This window comes from Holtiella tumoricola (assembly GCF_027857615.1).
Lineage (GTDB): Bacteria > Bacillota > Clostridia > Lachnospirales > Cellulosilyticaceae > Holtiella > Holtiella tumoricola.
Window position 1 is genome coordinate 143,598 of sequence record NZ_JAQIFT010000062.1, and the last position, 16,954, is coordinate 160,551.

The following is a 16,954-nucleotide window of genomic DNA, read 5'->3' on the forward strand; positions in this document are numbered from 1 at the left end:
GCTTATTTGAATGCATCATCCTTCATTTGACGTCTTAGTTTTTCTTCTATTGTTTCAGCCTTTTTGACACGGTATTTCTTCTCGATACTTACATAGGTTCCCATCAGTACAAACATCCCAGGCATGGCACTTACCCCCAGTATGACACCACCATAGGCCATTTTATAAAAGGCTACTATTCCTGCTAAAATATAGCATGCACCATAGATTACCCACATCCATCCGTTAGCTCTATTATAGGCTTTAATATCTGTTATCTCTTCACTTTTTATAACTGTTCCCGACCAAAAGTGAATGGGATGATCTAGCTTAAATGCTGTCACTCCTATTGCTTCAAAAATGCCACCACATATACATGCAATAATAGAAAAAACTAGGGCGTCTCCCATATGCATCTCTCCTTATATGATTTTATACTCTATCATATTCAACGACTCATCCATCAATGCTACTTCCATAGCCCCAAATCTTACTCTACATCAAAATTTAATTCGATACTCTCAGTAGCTGTTTCTAACCTTGTTAGTTTCACACCTGCTGCTTCAAACATTTTCTTAGATGCTCTTACTGCATCCGTTTGTGCATACTTGTCTGAAAGATAAATGACTTCTCTAATGCCAGATTGAATAATGGCTTTACAACATTCATTACAAGGAAAGAGTGCTACATATAATTTAGATCCTACTAATGATTTCCCTTGTGCATTCAAAATAGCATTAAGCTCTGCATGTACTACAAATGGATACTTTGTATCTAAGAAATCACCCTCTCTTCCCCATGGAAACTGGTCATCTTCACATCCAATTGGAAGCCCATTATATCCTACACTTAAAATCGTATTTGGTCGTGTATGGTCTGAGTTATCACCACTTACAATACACGCCCCCACTTGAGTACTTGGGTCCTTACTACGTCTAGCAGCAAGAAGGGCAATACCCATAAAATAGTCATCCCATGAAATGTAATCTTGTCTTTTCATCTTTTTTCCTCCGTATCTGTTATAAGTTGCCTTTATTCTACCACGTTCATGTTCTATTTCCAATGGATTCTGGACTATCAAAAATACAAAAAGAGGTCATTTCGGCGACCTCTCCTCTATTCTTAGCCTTTCATCTTTTTCCTTCATATCAATTTCTAGCTAATCATCTCAAGCTCATCGAGACAAGCTTCAAACTGAGCTGCTACATTTTCATAGTACTGTGGCTTTTTCAGGTCAATGCCTAGTACTTCCTTAGTGAGCTCATAGCCTGCTTTTTCTCCTCCACTTTGTAAGAACTTGATCCACTTCTTCTGCATTTCTTCATTTCCATTCATAAGTTCTGATACTACAGCTTCTGCTGCTACAAAGTCCGTTGCATATTGGAATGTATAAAAGTTCTCAAAGATGTGTGAAATGCCTGCCCAATCCCCATCTTGTGAATAATTAACTTCATAGTATTCCTTATTTGCTTCTTCCCATATTCTATTAAGTGTCTCAGCAGTAAGTGTTTCTCCACTTTCTACAAGTTTATAAGCCTTCTCCTCAAACTCTGCAATAGTCATCTGATAAAAAAGTGTATTAAACAAACTCTCAGCCTTTAAGACTAAAGCTGTTTGCTTTTCTTCATTAGTCTTTGCATTCTGATAAATAGTTTCATACACACTTTGTTCTGCTGCTATAGATGCAATCTCTGCAGCCAAGATATCTGCTTCCCAAGTTTCATAAGGTTGATTGTTCCTTGATAGCTCATAATGTATACCATGACCTAGCTCATGAGCTACTGTAGCTAGTCCATCTGGAGTTTCTTCATAGTTTAAGACAATATAAGGATGGGTTGTATAAGTCCCTATTGCAAAAGCGCCCTCACTTTTATGAGGTGCTCTAAAGGGATCAATCCAATTCTCTTCAAAAGCTCGCTTTGCAATATCTGTATACGTCGGACCAAATATTTGATAGGCTTCTTGGACTAACTGTGGTACATGAGCATAAGTATACTCTTCTGGTGAAATATGTATATTCATATTACTACTTAGCTCTATATAACGTTCTAGTAAAGGTTTCATTTTCTTTACTTCTTTTTTGGCTACTTCATAAACCTCTTCATCAACCCCTTGCTTATCTGTAAGATATGCAATGATATTGTCATAGCCTAGAGTCTGGCCAAATATTACTTCTTTAGAAACTTCCATATTATAAAGAGCAGCTAAACTATATTGTCTATTTTGAAGTTTTTGGCTATAGTCTTCTTCATTCATGCCATCATTATCAGCATATAAGATTTGCTCATAGACCGTATCTATTTGGTCGAGCATAGCTGCTATCCTCATATAAAAGCTATCCCCTTCACCCTCCATCTCTTCATCTTCAAGTCCTTGCATAAGGAGTTCTTCCTTTTGAAGATAATCCGTTTGCAATTGCTGTATCTTTCCCTTTTGTGCTATGGATTCTTGATTAGATTGATCTATGCTAGTTGTTAATATAGTATAGACATGTAATTTTTCAATTTCCTTATTAATTTCCTCATTCAGTTTAAGATATTCTGATAATTTATTTTCATCACCAAGCTGACCTTCATATTCTGTTAATGCATTAATCTGCTTAGTTACTTCTTTATAGCTTTGTTCCCATGCCTCATTAGATGAATAGAGTCCTGTTAAATCAATTACTGGTTTAGTTTCCTCAACTACTTGCGGTAGACGCTGCCCCAAAGGAAATATTAACGGAAAAATGATTGTACTACATATAATCCCAACAGCAGTTTTATTTATTATCTTATTCATTATTACTCCTCCTTCTATTTTCGCACTTAATTATAACATTTTATTTTTTCAATTTTTACTTACGATTTCTTAAGGTTCGGTCATAATGAAATAATAAAAGGGGTATAAAACTAGCTGTAGCCTCTAGTCTTATACCCCTTTTATTTATGGATATTTATAAATATTACTTATGTGACTCTCCTATATCTATTAATTTGCATCAATAACAACCTGAGCCATCTCTACCATTTCATCTGCTGTAAAGCCAAAGTCACTACCCATAATATAGTAACGAATATCTCCGTCGTTCCACCAGATACTTTGAATTTGTTCTATTGTTACTTCATCAGAACCATAGCTAATTTCTAATGTACCAGCTGCTTGTGCATCTTTATCTTCTTCTGTTAATACATAATCTACTGGAACAAATTTGTACATTTGCTCATCAAAGTAGAAAGTATAACCTTTATAAGTATCCTCTAATACTTGCATATGATCATATGTCATATATTGTTGTGGTATTTGCTCTGCACCTAATGTGAGCATATCTTTGCTACCTGGTTGTGCATAGGATAAGCTCATTCCTTTAGTATCTACAATAGACTTGCCTTGTTCATCTACTAGAGAGGATTCATCTTTCCCACCGAATACAAACTCAAAGCCACCTGGTAAGCTTTCTACATAGTTAGGTAGAAAACCTAAATCCTTCTGAACCTTTTGTGCTGTTGGGAATGTTTGATACCTATGGTCTCCATGACCTATCCAGCTTTTAGCAATAGTTCCTGCAATTAAACTTCCTGAAAGTAATGCTATACAGCAAAAACTTGCTATCATTGCTTTTTTCTTATTTTTAAAAGAGAACTTTCCTTGTTTCATCTCATTTTGCTCCTTTTCATATATAGCTGCTTGTATCTTTCTAAAAGACACTCCATTTTCATTTATTCCATTTGCTTTATCCGTAAGCACTTGCTTAATTCTTGAGTCTTGCTCTTGTTTATTCATATCCCATACGCCTCCTTTGATTTATGTTGTTTGCCTTCTTCTATCAAATGAAGCTTAAGTTGCTTTCTTGCTGTATAAAGTCTAGATTTAACTGTTCCTTCTAAACATCCCATCACCTTTGCTATTTCTTTGACAGTGAGTTCATTATAGTAATACAAAATAATTGTTGTTTGTAATTTGTAATCTAACTTAAGGATTTGGCTATAGATCATGTTTCTATCTTGTACCTCCTCCATAGTATCTACTTTGGCTTTGGCATCTGCCAGCTCCATAATCTCATTGATTGTATCAGTAGGTACAAGTCCTTTTTCCTTTTTCATTGTTCTCCATGTAAGGCGTGTTAGAAGTTTAAAAAACCAAGTCTTAAAATACTCTGGCTGCTTCAAGGTATGAAGAGACAAATAGCACGTTGTAAAGGCTTCTTGGACAATATCTTCTGTTGTATGTGGGTTACCCGTCATCAAATATACGGTTCGCATAGCCTTTGCCTTATATCCTTCAAAAAGCAATTCAAAGGCATGCATATCGCCTTGCTTTGCCTTTTGTACAATTTCTATTTCATCCACTTCATTTCCTCCATCTTCTCACGCTTATTAGGTGCACCTATTACTATAGAGACAAGTATACGCCCTTTGGTTCATTTTTTCTTAAAGTTTTTATAAAAAAAATAATTGCCCCATTATTGATACCTTCAATAATGGGGCAATTATTTTTAAATGAGTAAGCTTATACCTGAAATTAGAAGTAGGATATAAGAGAGCATAAGAAAGGCCTTTTGGCTCATCTTATAGTAAAGTTTCTTACCTATAATAATAGCTACAATCAAAACTGGGAGAGCGAATAAAGATAACGTCATAATATTAGGCGTTATAAGTCCACCTATAAATTGTTTAATGAGTAGATAAGTGTTGAGCACAATCCATACCGGTGCTAATGTGGCTCTAAACTCTCCTTTATTAGGTAATTTCTTAACCGCATAAATGATAAGAAGTGGCCCACCGGAAAGAAACATACCATGTACAATACCTGATAGTATAATAATACCTATTAGTATAGCATCACTTACTTCATATTCTTTCTTCACAAAAATACCTTTTAAAGCAATAGCTATAATAAAGACTGCATAAATTGTAAGCAAAATATCTACCGGGAAAAGAGTGTAGATATACTCTCCTACAAAGACTCCAACTAGCATAATTAATGTCATCTTAAAAAATTCTTGCCATACAATATCCTTATAGGACTCAAAGACAATCAGTATACAAGCTACCAAAGTTACAATGTTTAAAAGTGGCTTTGCTACATCTATGCCCAATAACAAAATAGAAAATGGCATCGCTAGCACTGTACCTGCAAAACCTGTAATACCTTGAATTATGTTTGTTAATAGTACAATAACTAAAAAGATAAATGTCTTCACAATCTATACTCCTTTATTCAATATCTAGAGTTAGATTGTGCTAATTCTTAAAAGATTACTCATTATTTGAATACACATATGTACTTTTATATAAATAAAAGTACAGCTGATAATGCAGTTACATGTTTAGTTGTCTTATCATATACCGAATTGTCCTACTTGAAAAGAAAAAAGAGGCCAACGCTCTTCTTTAATGCTGAGTGCATAATGAGCTAGGTCTGGATTATCTGTAATAATTCCATCTACTCCTAAACCAATCATATCTAACATTGCATTTTCTTTGTTAAGTGTCCACACAAATACCTCTTTACCTCTTGCCTTAAGTGTCCTTATTAAAAACTCAGTTGCAAAAGATGCTTCTATACTATAGGCATCTACACCATCTAACTCTTCAAAATCCCCATATGCTACCGCTGTAATATAGCCTGTCTTAATTTTAGGGTTAATTGCTTTAACTTTAGTGAGTACATCATAGTTCATAGATACAATCATACATTGGTCTGTTAACTCGTACTTTTCTATAAGCTCTACAACTTTCTCTTCAAGTCCCTTTTCATATCCTGTAAGCTTTAGTTCTATCATCAACTCAATCTTATCTTTTGCATAAACAATAGCTTGTTCTAATGTTGGGATTTGCTCCCCAACATAATATTCATCAAAAAGGCTCCCTGCATCATAAGTTTTGACCTCTTCATAAGTTGATTCCCAGACATTTTTGTCTTTACCTGTTGTACGCTTAAAGTTGGTATCATGCATCAAAATAAGTTCACCATCTTGAAGTTGCTGCACATCTATCTCTGCATAATTTGCTCCTAATCTTACTGCTTCTCCTAATGCTGATAGTGTATTTTCAGGTGCAAATGAAGATGCTCCTCTATGAGCAATAACCTTTGTATTGGCATGCATACTTCTTATTCCCATAAGCCAATCTCGATTTACATTATAATCAATATAAAATCCTAATAAGATCAATAAACTCATCCCTTTAACCACACACTTGGCTATGGCTTTGATTCCTTTTGAACATTTGCTTCTTTGCTTTATCAATACATCCTCCTCATTTAAGCCATAATAAAGAGCTGATATAAAGCTAAATCCTAACACAAATTGAATAAGTGCATCAAAGAACAAGCGTCCTTGAATGAGCAACTTATAATTAAATAAAAGTTCATTTTCAATATGATTTCCACCATAGAACACTTTAACAGTGATTAACATCATTCCAACAATCATAAGGTAAAGTATCCATTTTAGAATAATCACAACCACTGTCCATATAATAAAATAAACTGTTATTTTAATAATCTTCCCTTTTATCATCTCATTACTTATTTTTCGTGCTTCTTTAAAACTTTTATTATGAAGTGTTACTTCATAAATACTAAAAATCCATCTCATAACCAAGAACTCTAATAAAATCAGTATACTTATATAGGAAATCTTAAGTAGAGGAGTCTTGTGAATAAAATCTAAAATGAACTCTGGAATTTGAAAACTACTTAAAAATTCTGTTGTCAAAAGGAAACCTGTTAAAGGAATAATGACAATAACAAATAAAATAAGTACACCATTTTGAGGTTTTAAGATATAGCTTGCCTTCTTTATCGCTTGCACAAAAAGATTCATTACGCTAATCTTTTCACCCTTCATTCCTTGATTGCAATATATAATAATGGCCGTTATTTCAATATAAATATAAAACGCCAGTAACATCACCAATACTACTAAAATAATAATTGCCATTGGACTTTTTAAAATCAAGAACACATTTTGATTACTTAAGTACTTTAATCCAGCTCTTTGCATCGCAAATTTAAAAAGTTCCTCAAGTAATGGAAAAGCTACAATCATCGCACCAAATTTATAAATTAACTCAAATAAAATCAAGGTTGTCCAATCCCATATCATAAGTTTAATCGCACGTCTAAAGATCTGTATAATAATAATCACCCCTTATTCACCTTAAATCAGCATTATTTATTGTCTATAGTCTATTTTAAAGAAAAAACTTAAAAACTTTAGTGCGATAACTCTTAAACTTTCTTTAGAACTTCCTTAAGATTCTCTTAAGAATTTAAAATAAGATAAAAAATAGGATGTCATCAAACCCATCTTGATTTGATGACACCCTTTACTATTCGTTTAAAAATTCATGAAGTTGTTCTCTACCTGATTCTTCATCCCACTGTAAGACCCAACCTTTGCCTGGCAATATACCGCCTTGCCCTTGGTCTGGATCTGGGAATTCCATTTGTCTTACATCATTTGTTCCGATTTGAAGGGCTGTAAAGCCTAGCTTCACAAGTTCAAATGGGTTCATATTGGTTGTAATATAAGGTAGTACTTGTTTGAAGAGTTTAGAGTACATATTAAATGGCATACGAATGACCTTATTAAAGACTTCTTCTACCACTAAACGTTGTCTTTCTTCTCTTGCATAGATAGAATCACTTTTTCTCATTCTCACATAAGCAAGTGTCTGATAACCATTGAGCATATAAGTCCCCGCTTCATCAATACTTTCAAAATCTTCCCCATCTGCATTATAGAACTTACGATAGTTTTCATTAGATACTCGGTTAAATTCACTAAGCTCCCAATCTTCTAAGGTCGCCTCTACACCACCTAGCATATCTACAAGTTCAATAAAGGATGCAAAGTCAATAACCACATAGCGACTTACATCTACTTGGAAGTTCTTCCTAACTGTTTCTATGAGAAGTTCTGGACCTCCGTAGGCATAGGCATGAGTTAGCTTTTCATAGCCATACTCTGGTATATTTACGTAAGTATCTCTTGCAAAAGAAGTTAACTTCACATTATCATGCTCGCTATCTAATGTTAATAACATCATCGCATCTGATCTAGTAGCAGCTTCTGTGTTGGTACTATCTACTCCCACTAATAAAATATGATTAATACCTGGTAGCGTTGGATAAGAAACAGGTGTCTGCGGAGTAATTACGCCACCATTATCCACTTGTAAATCATTTAATAAATTATAAAAATACACGCCAACGATAATGATTAAAGCCAATAAGATGACTACAATCGTCCAAATTATTTTTGTAGACTTGCGCATACTTCACCTCAATTAGTACATTTTGAAGTTAGTATGTCCTTTATACACTTTCTCTATTAAAATTTTTATATGATATGATAAATTAAATATACTATCTATTTATCTATTTTATAGCCTACTCCCCACACCACCTTTAGATATCTAGGCTCCTTAGGGTTTGTTTCAATCTTTCTTCTAATATTTCTAACATGTACCATAATGGTTTCTGTATTCACTGCAAGCTCATTCCATACATTTTCATAAATTTCTTCAGCAGAGAAAACGCGCCCTGGTTGACTCATAAGTAAAGCGAGGATATTAAATTCTCTTGGGGTTAATTTAATTATTTTGCCATCTAAAGTAGCTTCTTTCGTATCTTGGTTAAGCTCTAACCCTCCGCAACTTAGTATATTTCCACTTACTTCTTCTTTATTGACCATCTGGAGATACCTCTCATATCGTCTCACATGAGAATTGACACGAGCGAGTAACTCTAGTATTTGGAACGGTTTGGTCATATAATCATCTGCACCAATATTAAGTCCCATAATCTTATCCATGTCCTCACTTTTGGCTGATAACATAATGACAGGGAAGTGATACCTCTCTCTTAACTTCATCACAAAAGTAATACCATCCATTATAGGCATCATTACATCTACAATGGCAACATGTATCTCTTCTTTTTCCAATACTTTTAGACCTTCTACACCATTTTCCGCAAGCAATACCCTATAGTTTTGATTGATTAAAAAAGTTTGTATAGCAAGTGCAATCTCCTTCTCATCCTCTACAACTAAGATATTTTTTGAACTCATATTAGCATGTCCCTCCTATATCTTTTTTAAATCGTATAATAACCTTAAACAAATCTCCATCTAACTCAATCTTCAAACTACCATTTTGAAGTTCTACAAAGCTTTTAGCAATAGCCAGCCCTAAACCAGACCCTTCAGTATGTCTAGAACGATCACCTCTTACAAAGCGCTCAGTAATCTCGTCTTGATCAAAATCTAATTCTTCTTTAGCTGTATTCTTTAAGACAATCACAACTTCATCACCTTCACTTGTTACTTCAATATAAGCTCTAGAATTTGGCATGGCGTATTTAGTAATATTATTAATAAGGTTATCAAATACTCTAAAGGTTCTTGTACTATCTAGTACGAGATATACTTTATCTTCTTCAAACCTTGTCCTAAATTGGACTCTCGCTGCTTGTATATTGTCATCTAACTCAAATAAGGTTTGCTTAATTAATGCAATAAGATCTACACGTTCTGGTGTCAGTATGATATTGCCACTATTAGCCTTACTCATTTCAAATAAATCTTCAATAAGTGTCTGTAAGCGTATAGACTTTCTCTCTAAAATATCTATATACTGCTCTCTTACCTCTTTTGAAAGATCCTCTTGTTTCAATAAACTTACATAGGAAACAATAGATGTTAAAGGCGTTTTAAGATCATGCGATACGTTGGTAATTAACTCTGTTTTCAGCTTCTGACTACGTATTTCTTCTTCTACAGATTGCTTAAAACCTATTTGTATTTGCTCTACACGTTGCTTAATCGGTTCAAAAATACCTAGTTCTTCTTCTAATATCTTTGTATCTAGATCACCTTGTGCTAAATCTGTAGTGGTATTGAGTAACTTTTGATAATAATATTTAATCTGTTGTAAAGCCTTTTCAATAACCCAATAAACACCCAGAACATAAATCAAAATACCAATGATTCCAAATAACCATAGACAACATAATCCACTTAAAACAAAAAGGCTTATAAGCATAAATCTTTTCAAAGATTTTTCTTCTAAATCTTCAAAATGAGTATGACTTAATTGTTCTACCCTATCCATTAGCTTTCTTATTAATACGATATAGCCTCTTCCTACTAATGTATGTTGTACCAAATAATTCTTTACTCCTTCTTGGTGCATGCTCTTAATTCCCCAAACAAATACAACAATTGTCCCAAAGTAAATAAGCCAAGATATTAGATTTATTAACTTCACTATAATAGGAGAAAAAGCAATATTACCAATAAAAATGCCGTAAAAATATACGATATGATCTGCTTTATAGCTTCTAATCATCTCTCCAGCATAGCTAAATTGGACAGAAATAATAAAGCCTCCTAAAAAAATTAATAGCTCCAACGGTACTCTATAAATCCATTGGAACACTGTAACTTCTTTAATCACTCTATAAGGAATTAAAAGAGCAACAATAATTAAGCATAATGTAAGAGCATACATTATTTGTACAGCCATATCCATATATTCTGTTCTTAGTGCTGAATCTATCTCCCATACCAAACTATCCCCATTGCCATTAATCTTAGATATCCCATAAAAGTAGGTCATATTTTTAACTTGATGTAGACCCTTTTGGCTCAGCGAATCTTTAACTCCTTGTTCTAAATTTAAGATATTAAATTTTAATCCACTCTCTGCCCCTGTGGAGTCTAATAGAATATTTATTTCTCCATTTTCATTGTACTGGAACGCTATAAAAAATTCATATTGGTTATCTAGCTGAGCAGGTGTTGGTGGAACTTGTTCAAGTTTACTTTCAATATAAGGTATATTACTTCTTATATTTTGTGTCTCATTATCTATAGCCACATATTCTATACTTAAATACCCTTTCATTAAGTTCTCTGACCATATAGTAGACAAAGAACGATCTTCTGAGGTATTACCTAATACTTCTGTATCATATTTATCAATAAGTTCTTCTTTCTGCATCTTACTATATAAACTATAATTAGACTGTATCAATAGCTGTGGCAAGTCTCCTCCGGCCAAGATTCTATCTTTATATGCCTCTGCATTTTCTGTAATACTCGGATAAGATAGCATCATAAAAAAAGAGAGTAGTAAAATACCCATAAGCGTTATAACGCTAAATCTCCATTTATATTTTGTTAGGTGTTTCAAGACTTTACATCTCCTTTTCTATGCCATTACTATTTGATTTATATTTGATAAAGCTTATAACCTTCTCCTTCTTTAAATCTCATGTACAAGCTTCCATGATCATAGATTGCCTGCTGATAATATCCTACTGCACGTTCTGCCACTTTTGCTGTGGAATATGCTTGAGCCGTATCATATGCCCCTATTTTTAATGCTTCAAATTGATCTGAATCACTAATAATAGTAAGGATTCTATCTACCCATTCTTCTATATTGTCTCCTGTCATATATCCATTCATACCATTTACTACAACCTCGACTACACCACTGGCTTGAATCGCTACTACAGGATTTTTAGCTGCCATAGCTTCTAATAATACAATACCCTGTGTCTCCGACTTCGATGCAAATAAAAACAAGTCACATGCACTATAATAATTTTTGATTACTTCATTTGGAATACTATTTAGAAAGACTACATTTGTTTCTAGACCTAAAGCTTTCACCATTTGCTGAAGTCTTTCTTTTAGAGCCCCTTCTCCTATAATAAGTAGTCTAAAAACATCCCCTATTTTTTGTTTCAGCTTTTCTAGGCCTTCTATAATAAATTCAATATTTTTTTCCTTATCAAGTCTAGATACTGTACAAAAAAGATATTTTTTCTCACCTATATAGTGCTGTCTAATCTCATGAGACTTTTGCACATCTTCCTCAAAAAATTGCTCGTTTAGTCCTGTTGGTAAAATTTCTACGCTTGCTTTAATGCCTTCTTTTAATAATAAATCTTTCATCAAAGCAGTAGGTGCAAAAACCATATCACATTGATTAGTATATTGGTTAATAACCTTTGGAACGACCTTCTCTCTCATCACCTTTAAGATGCCACTCGCAATATGCTTAGCGAATAATGTATCCTCTTGTTTACTCATCTCATCTAGTTTATCAAATCCTTTAATATGATGAATATATTGCTCATATCTCGTATGGTATGTATAAACCACTGGCACATTATATTTCTTACCAAGATATCGCCCCATCCATCCTATAAAATTAGGATGATGTACATGAATCACATCAATATCTAATGCTTTAAACTTTCGCTCTACTTCTAGATCGAATATATAAGGTACAACCGCCCCACTATCTAATGTCTTTTTACAAGAACGATATCTGATGACGCCTTCTTCTTCTACTTGATTTTTATACGTGGGTGCAAATACATATACTTCATGTCCCTGCTCTCTTAGGCTATTACTTAACCTTTCAACTGAAATAGGTACTCCTGCTATAAATGGTTTATAGTTATTGGTTAACATTGCTATTCTCATCTTCTCTTCCCCTCCCTAAATAAATATATTTTAAAAACTTCTTCTCCTAGAAAATATCCAACAGAAATCAGTACCCCATTCCATACCCCTTATCTCCTCATTTGATTTCAATTTGTATCTGTTACTCTTTTTATTCTAATAAATAAAAATTAAAATCAAGCATACCTCTGTCTTAAACTTTCATTAGAACTTTCTTAAGATTTTCTTAAGAGATAGGTTTTTCTAGTTTTAAAATATAAAAAGGGTCCTATATAACTAGATTAAAATCTCTAGTTATATAGGACCCTTTTCATAGAGTTAATTCGTATCAAAATGAGGCATTGGTTGTAGCTTGTGTAGATTCTTTGCATGCATCTCATCAATTTTTGCTTTAATAGATGTATCTTCGCATCTACCTTCTCTGATGTACTCATCTAAAGTTTCATAGCTAAAACCTAGATTTTCCTCATCTGTCTTACCACATAAACCATCAATAGGTGTCTTCTCTACAAATTTACTTGGTAAACCTAATACTCTCCCAACTGCTCTTACTTCTGTTACTGTAAGTTGTGACAAAGGAGAGAAGTCACCTGCTCCATCACCAAACTTAGTTGCATAACCTACCCAGTCTTCTGATAAGTTACAAGTATTGGCTACACGCCCATTACACATACCTGCTACACCATATAAAGTCGTCATACGAAGTCTAGCTGGTGTATTGATACGTGTTACATCTGAAATACTCTCACGACCTAACGCCTTTGCAGCTTCTCCTAGTACATCAAACATAGCTGTTGCAGTAGTGCCTATATTAATGACAACATGAGGAATATCAAGAGTTTTACAAAGGTCATAGCTATAGTCAATATCTGCTTGCTCTCCACTTGGCATCAATACACCAAGCACTCTATCTTTACCTAAGGCCTTTGCACAAGCTGCTGCTACAACAGAACTATCTTTACCACCACTAATACCAACAACTGCTGTACATCCTGCACCATTTTTTTCAAAGTAATCTTTAATCCATTCTACTAATTCTTCTGTTACTTTTTCTGCATCAAATTTATACATATCTCTTTCCTCCTCTTCGTACTCTTCATTATTATAGCCTTAATTATAACTTTTATTATTGTAAATTTCTTACCTAAGTATATCTTTCCTCTTGAGAAGTCTATTCCTCTTTTAAACAATCTGGATTTGACACATTTTCATGGCTTCTAAGGCATTTTCATGTGTGGCAGGCGTTACCCCTGCGCATCCTGCTGAATCTACTTTGATTACTGCTTCTGGCATATAAGTCTTTAGCAAGATTGCATTGGAAAGCACACAGATATCTGTGCATAAACCAACAAGCTCTATTTCTACCTTGCTCTGGTCTTCTATACTCTCTCTTAAGGTTTTAGCCAATTCTTCTCCTCCAAAAATGCCCTTCTCAAAAATACAGGTACCTTCTTGTTTACTTACTATAGTCTGAGCTAATCGCTCTACATCAGGTTGTAGCGCCCAGCCTTTAGTACCTTTTATACAATGGGCTACAGGTAAGTTCTTACCTTCTTGGGTACTAAGATAATCTTCTGTATGCGTATCTTTAGTAAAGTAAATAGGATTGCCATGTGTCTGATATTCTTTAATTTTTTTTACTACATGAGGCACAATCTGCACTGCTTCCTCCGTGCCTAATGTACCGTCAATAAAATCATTTTGCATATCTACAACAACCAGTATTTTTTTCACCCTTACACCTCTTCTATTATCATTTTAATACTCTCATTATATAAATACATTTTGAGCCTGTAAATGCAAACCAAATGCTTTACACATTTATGTTTTTTTATTATTTGGCAAAGTAAAATACTATGCCATCTTCTTTAACTGCAAGAATATAAGTATCATCTTGTAAAAAAATAACTTTCTCTGGAGAACTAATAAGCTCCTCTTTTGCTTTTTTAAATTCCTTATTTAGGGGCTTATCTGTTTTACTTAAGTCTTTTACAGTTGCCACCCGACATTGATTGATGAGTGATTCTACTCCACCTTGAGATGTATGGAATACTCCATTTACATTATTGCTATCAATATTATAAATAATCGAAATATCCTTTGAATCCTGTGGGATTTCTTCTGGTACCCATCCTCTTTCTATATGCCCTTTTGCTTCCTCATAGCTTCCCATTTTCACTACAAAAGTATCATATTTACCACCAAGGATTGATACTGCCATCCAGGTCATTCCTATAAACATAATAGCTATAAATGATATGATGGTCTTTCTTATTTTCTTTATTCTCTTTGCATAAGCTAACGTTTTATCTTGAATTATTAAGTCAGTACTTTTCATATCTGGCTCATTCCTAATACTCTTATAAAAATGGCTACACTCTGTACACTCATCTAAATGCTGCTCCACTATTTTCCTGCTCTTATCACTCAATGCATCATCTATATAGATTGGCATAATGTCTTTTATAAGTTCACAATCATATTTCATAGTTATAACTCTCCCTTAATTGTTTTTGTAATTGTTGTTTGGCTCTAAAGAATAATACCTTTGCAGAACTCTCTGAAATTCCTAAGCTTCTAGATATCTGTGAATACGAAGAGTCTGAATAAATTCTTGCAAGAAATACATCCCGCATATTGCCCTTCATATCAAATACTATATTGAGAGCATTGGTTAATAGCTGCCTATTGATTAATGTATCTTGTATTGAAACAGTATCTTCTATAACGTCATTTAATATTTCATCAATAGATACGGTAATGTTCTTATTTTTGCGTAGATACATAAAAAATCTATTTTTTGCTATTCCCATAAGCCAAGTTTTTATATGTCCTTCTCCTTTAAACTTGCTCATTTCAAGATATGCATAATAAAAGGTTTCTTGTGTTAATTCCTCAGCTAAATCAACATTGTTATTAGATAATTTATATAAAAAGCGAAATATATCTTTATGATACGCTTTATATAAACCTTCAAAATATTTCAAGATACACCTCCTTTCTCTTGCTTCTATAATATTAGTTGCAGAAAGGTCATAAAAGTTACATTCTTATTTTAATAAATATTTAAAGACTATAAATGAATTTAGCATTACGTATATAAATAAATTGATAATTTTATTTGTCAGATCTATACCTTAAAATGTAAATTAACTTCTATAAAAATTAAAAAAACTAGCTTCTATAGAATACAGAAACTAGTTTATAGGTGCCTAACTTTCCAAAACATTTTTAACACAGGCTTAACTTCAAATATAAACTTATATACACGCTTATCTTTAATTACTTATATACATGATGAGTTTAATCTCAAAGATATGATCCACTACTTGATAGCTCATATCTCCATTATATTTTTCTACGCTATTCTTGATACTTAAAAGACCTATTCCATGATTAAATACATCTTTTTTGATTGTCTTAAGCATTCCTTTACTATTTAAGCGAACTGTATTCGTTGTTGTATTTTTCACCTTTATCACTAAGTTGTTATTAATTATATGTGCAATAATAGTAATGTGCTTATCAATAGAATCATCTGTCATATTCTCACATGATTCAACTGCATTATTAAGTAGGTTCCCAAATACAATGGATAAATCAAAGTTATCAATAGAAATATGCTCTGGAATCTCTACATCATAATCTAATTGAATATTTTTCTTTGCACATTCTCCTATATTAAATTGTAAGATGGCATCAATTAATTTATGCTGACATATTGTGTTCTTCTCTAAGAGGAATAAATCACTTTTCATATTCTCTAAATACTTTTTAGCTTCTTCTACATTTTCATTTGCAAGTAAGGTATCTAATGCCAATATATGATGCTTAGTATCATGGACAATAGTCCTAGACTTTTTCATGGCATACTCTAAATTATTGTAATGATTAAATTGTATTTTGAGCTGCCCCTCTAGAACCTTTAATAGAAAATGAATATATGATTTCTCAGATATCATTCTAAATAAAGTAACAATATAAAATAAGAAAATCACCGAAATAATAGAAACATTAATAATGCCTCTTACTAATCTATCTGTTGTCACTAACTCCATTGACTTTATAAAAATCGATAATAAAACATTATAATTTATTATCCCGAATATTAAGCATATGTTTAATACCTTTTTATTTTCATATAGATAATCAAAATTTAAATACTTAGAATTAAGTTTTATATATAACCAGCTTGCTAAAATGATAAATATAAAGTTTCTAGAGAAAAATGGCATTGCATCAATAACATGTATTACATAGTTAAGCCAACTTGTTTTAATAGCTAAACCTTCTAACGCCTCATAAATAATAAACATCCATATTCGAGACAGCAAAAAGAGCTGTAATAAAATGATACACTTTAAAGAAATCTGAAATAATTTCCCTTTAAAAAATAAGTTATATAACACCAAAACTAAAAAGGCTAATATATATAATTCACTTAGTAGACTTATCTCTGTAAGATGTAATTGATAATATGTAAAAATGGTAATACCCCATATG

The 16,954-nt window shown here is 32.9% G+C and carries 16 protein-coding genes; all 16 read right to left on the minus strand.

Annotated features, from left to right (window positions below):
• Positions 1 to 2: 2 nt before the first annotated feature.
• Positions 3 to 389 carry a hypothetical protein gene (locus PBV87_RS18525; protein WP_053983069.1) on the minus strand — a complete coding sequence of 129 codons (387 nt, stop codon included), beginning with the start codon at positions 387 to 389 and terminating at the stop codon, positions 3 to 5.
• A gap of 80 nt (positions 390 to 469) precedes the next feature.
• Entirely contained in the window at positions 470 to 979 is a 510-nt protein-coding gene (locus PBV87_RS18530) for a deoxycytidylate deaminase (RefSeq protein WP_271013297.1), read from the minus strand.
• Between the two features lie 155 nt (positions 980 to 1,134).
• On the minus strand, positions 1,135 to 2,760 hold the full coding sequence (locus PBV87_RS18535; protein WP_271013298.1) for a M3 family oligoendopeptidase: 1,626 nt from the start codon (positions 2,758 to 2,760) through the stop codon (positions 1,135 to 1,137).
• A 189-nt stretch (positions 2,761 to 2,949) separates the two neighbouring features.
• Positions 2,950 to 3,741, minus strand: coding sequence for a hypothetical protein (locus PBV87_RS18540; RefSeq protein WP_271013299.1), 792 nt, complete (start codon positions 3,739 to 3,741; stop codon positions 2,950 to 2,952).
• A complete protein-coding gene (locus tag PBV87_RS18545; protein ID WP_271013300.1) occupies positions 3,738 to 4,307 on the minus strand; it encodes an RNA polymerase sigma factor in 570 nt (189 codons plus the stop codon). The genes PBV87_RS18540 and PBV87_RS18545 overlap by 4 nt, the downstream gene beginning before the upstream one ends.
• Positions 4,308 to 4,453: 146 nt before the next feature.
• Entirely contained in the window at positions 4,454 to 5,161 is a 708-nt protein-coding gene (locus PBV87_RS18550) for a sulfite exporter TauE/SafE family protein (RefSeq protein ID WP_271013301.1), read from the minus strand.
• Between the two features lie 138 nt (positions 5,162 to 5,299).
• Positions 5,300 to 7,111 carry a glycerophosphodiester phosphodiesterase gene (locus PBV87_RS18555; protein ID WP_271013302.1) on the minus strand — a complete coding sequence of 604 codons (1,812 nt, stop codon included), beginning with the start codon at positions 7,109 to 7,111 and terminating at the stop codon, positions 5,300 to 5,302.
• A 184-nt stretch (positions 7,112 to 7,295) separates the two neighbouring features.
• Positions 7,296 to 8,243 carry an LCP family protein gene (locus PBV87_RS18560; RefSeq protein WP_271013303.1) on the minus strand — a complete coding sequence of 316 codons (948 nt, stop codon included), beginning with the start codon at positions 8,241 to 8,243 and terminating at the stop codon, positions 7,296 to 7,298.
• Positions 8,244 to 8,338: 95 nt separating this feature from the next.
• Entirely contained in the window at positions 8,339 to 9,040 is a 702-nt protein-coding gene (locus PBV87_RS18565; protein WP_271013304.1) for a response regulator transcription factor, read from the minus strand.
• 1 nt (position 9,041) lies between these two features.
• The gene (locus tag PBV87_RS18570) at positions 9,042 to 11,165 is read right to left on the minus strand and encodes a sensor histidine kinase (protein ID WP_271013305.1); all 2,124 of its coding nucleotides are present in this window, start codon (positions 11,163 to 11,165) and stop codon (positions 9,042 to 9,044) included.
• A gap of 38 nt (positions 11,166 to 11,203) precedes the next feature.
• A complete protein-coding gene (locus PBV87_RS18575; RefSeq protein WP_271013306.1) occupies positions 11,204 to 12,472 on the minus strand; it encodes a glycosyltransferase in 1,269 nt (422 codons plus the stop codon).
• Between the two features lie 297 nt (positions 12,473 to 12,769).
• On the minus strand, positions 12,770 to 13,522 hold the full coding sequence (nadE, locus tag PBV87_RS18580) for an NAD(+) synthase (protein ID WP_271013307.1): 753 nt from the start codon (positions 13,520 to 13,522) through the stop codon (positions 12,770 to 12,772).
• 111 nt (positions 13,523 to 13,633) lie between these two features.
• Complete coding sequence (locus PBV87_RS18585; RefSeq protein WP_271013308.1) at positions 13,634 to 14,185, minus strand: cysteine hydrolase family protein; 552 nt, start codon at positions 14,183 to 14,185, stop codon at positions 13,634 to 13,636.
• A gap of 100 nt (positions 14,186 to 14,285) precedes the next feature.
• On the minus strand, positions 14,286 to 14,939 hold the full coding sequence (locus PBV87_RS18590) for a zf-HC2 domain-containing protein (RefSeq protein ID WP_271013309.1): 654 nt from the start codon (positions 14,937 to 14,939) through the stop codon (positions 14,286 to 14,288).
• The gene (locus tag PBV87_RS18595; protein ID WP_053983059.1) at positions 14,929 to 15,438 is read right to left on the minus strand and encodes an RNA polymerase sigma factor; all 510 of its coding nucleotides are present in this window, start codon (positions 15,436 to 15,438) and stop codon (positions 14,929 to 14,931) included. Before PBV87_RS18595 ends, PBV87_RS18590 begins: the two co-directional genes overlap by 11 nt.
• A gap of 291 nt (positions 15,439 to 15,729) precedes the next feature.
• Complete coding sequence (locus tag PBV87_RS18600; protein WP_271013310.1) at positions 15,730 to 16,509, minus strand: ATP-binding protein; 780 nt, start codon at positions 16,507 to 16,509, stop codon at positions 15,730 to 15,732.
• Between the last annotated feature and the right edge of the window lie 445 nt (positions 16,510 to 16,954).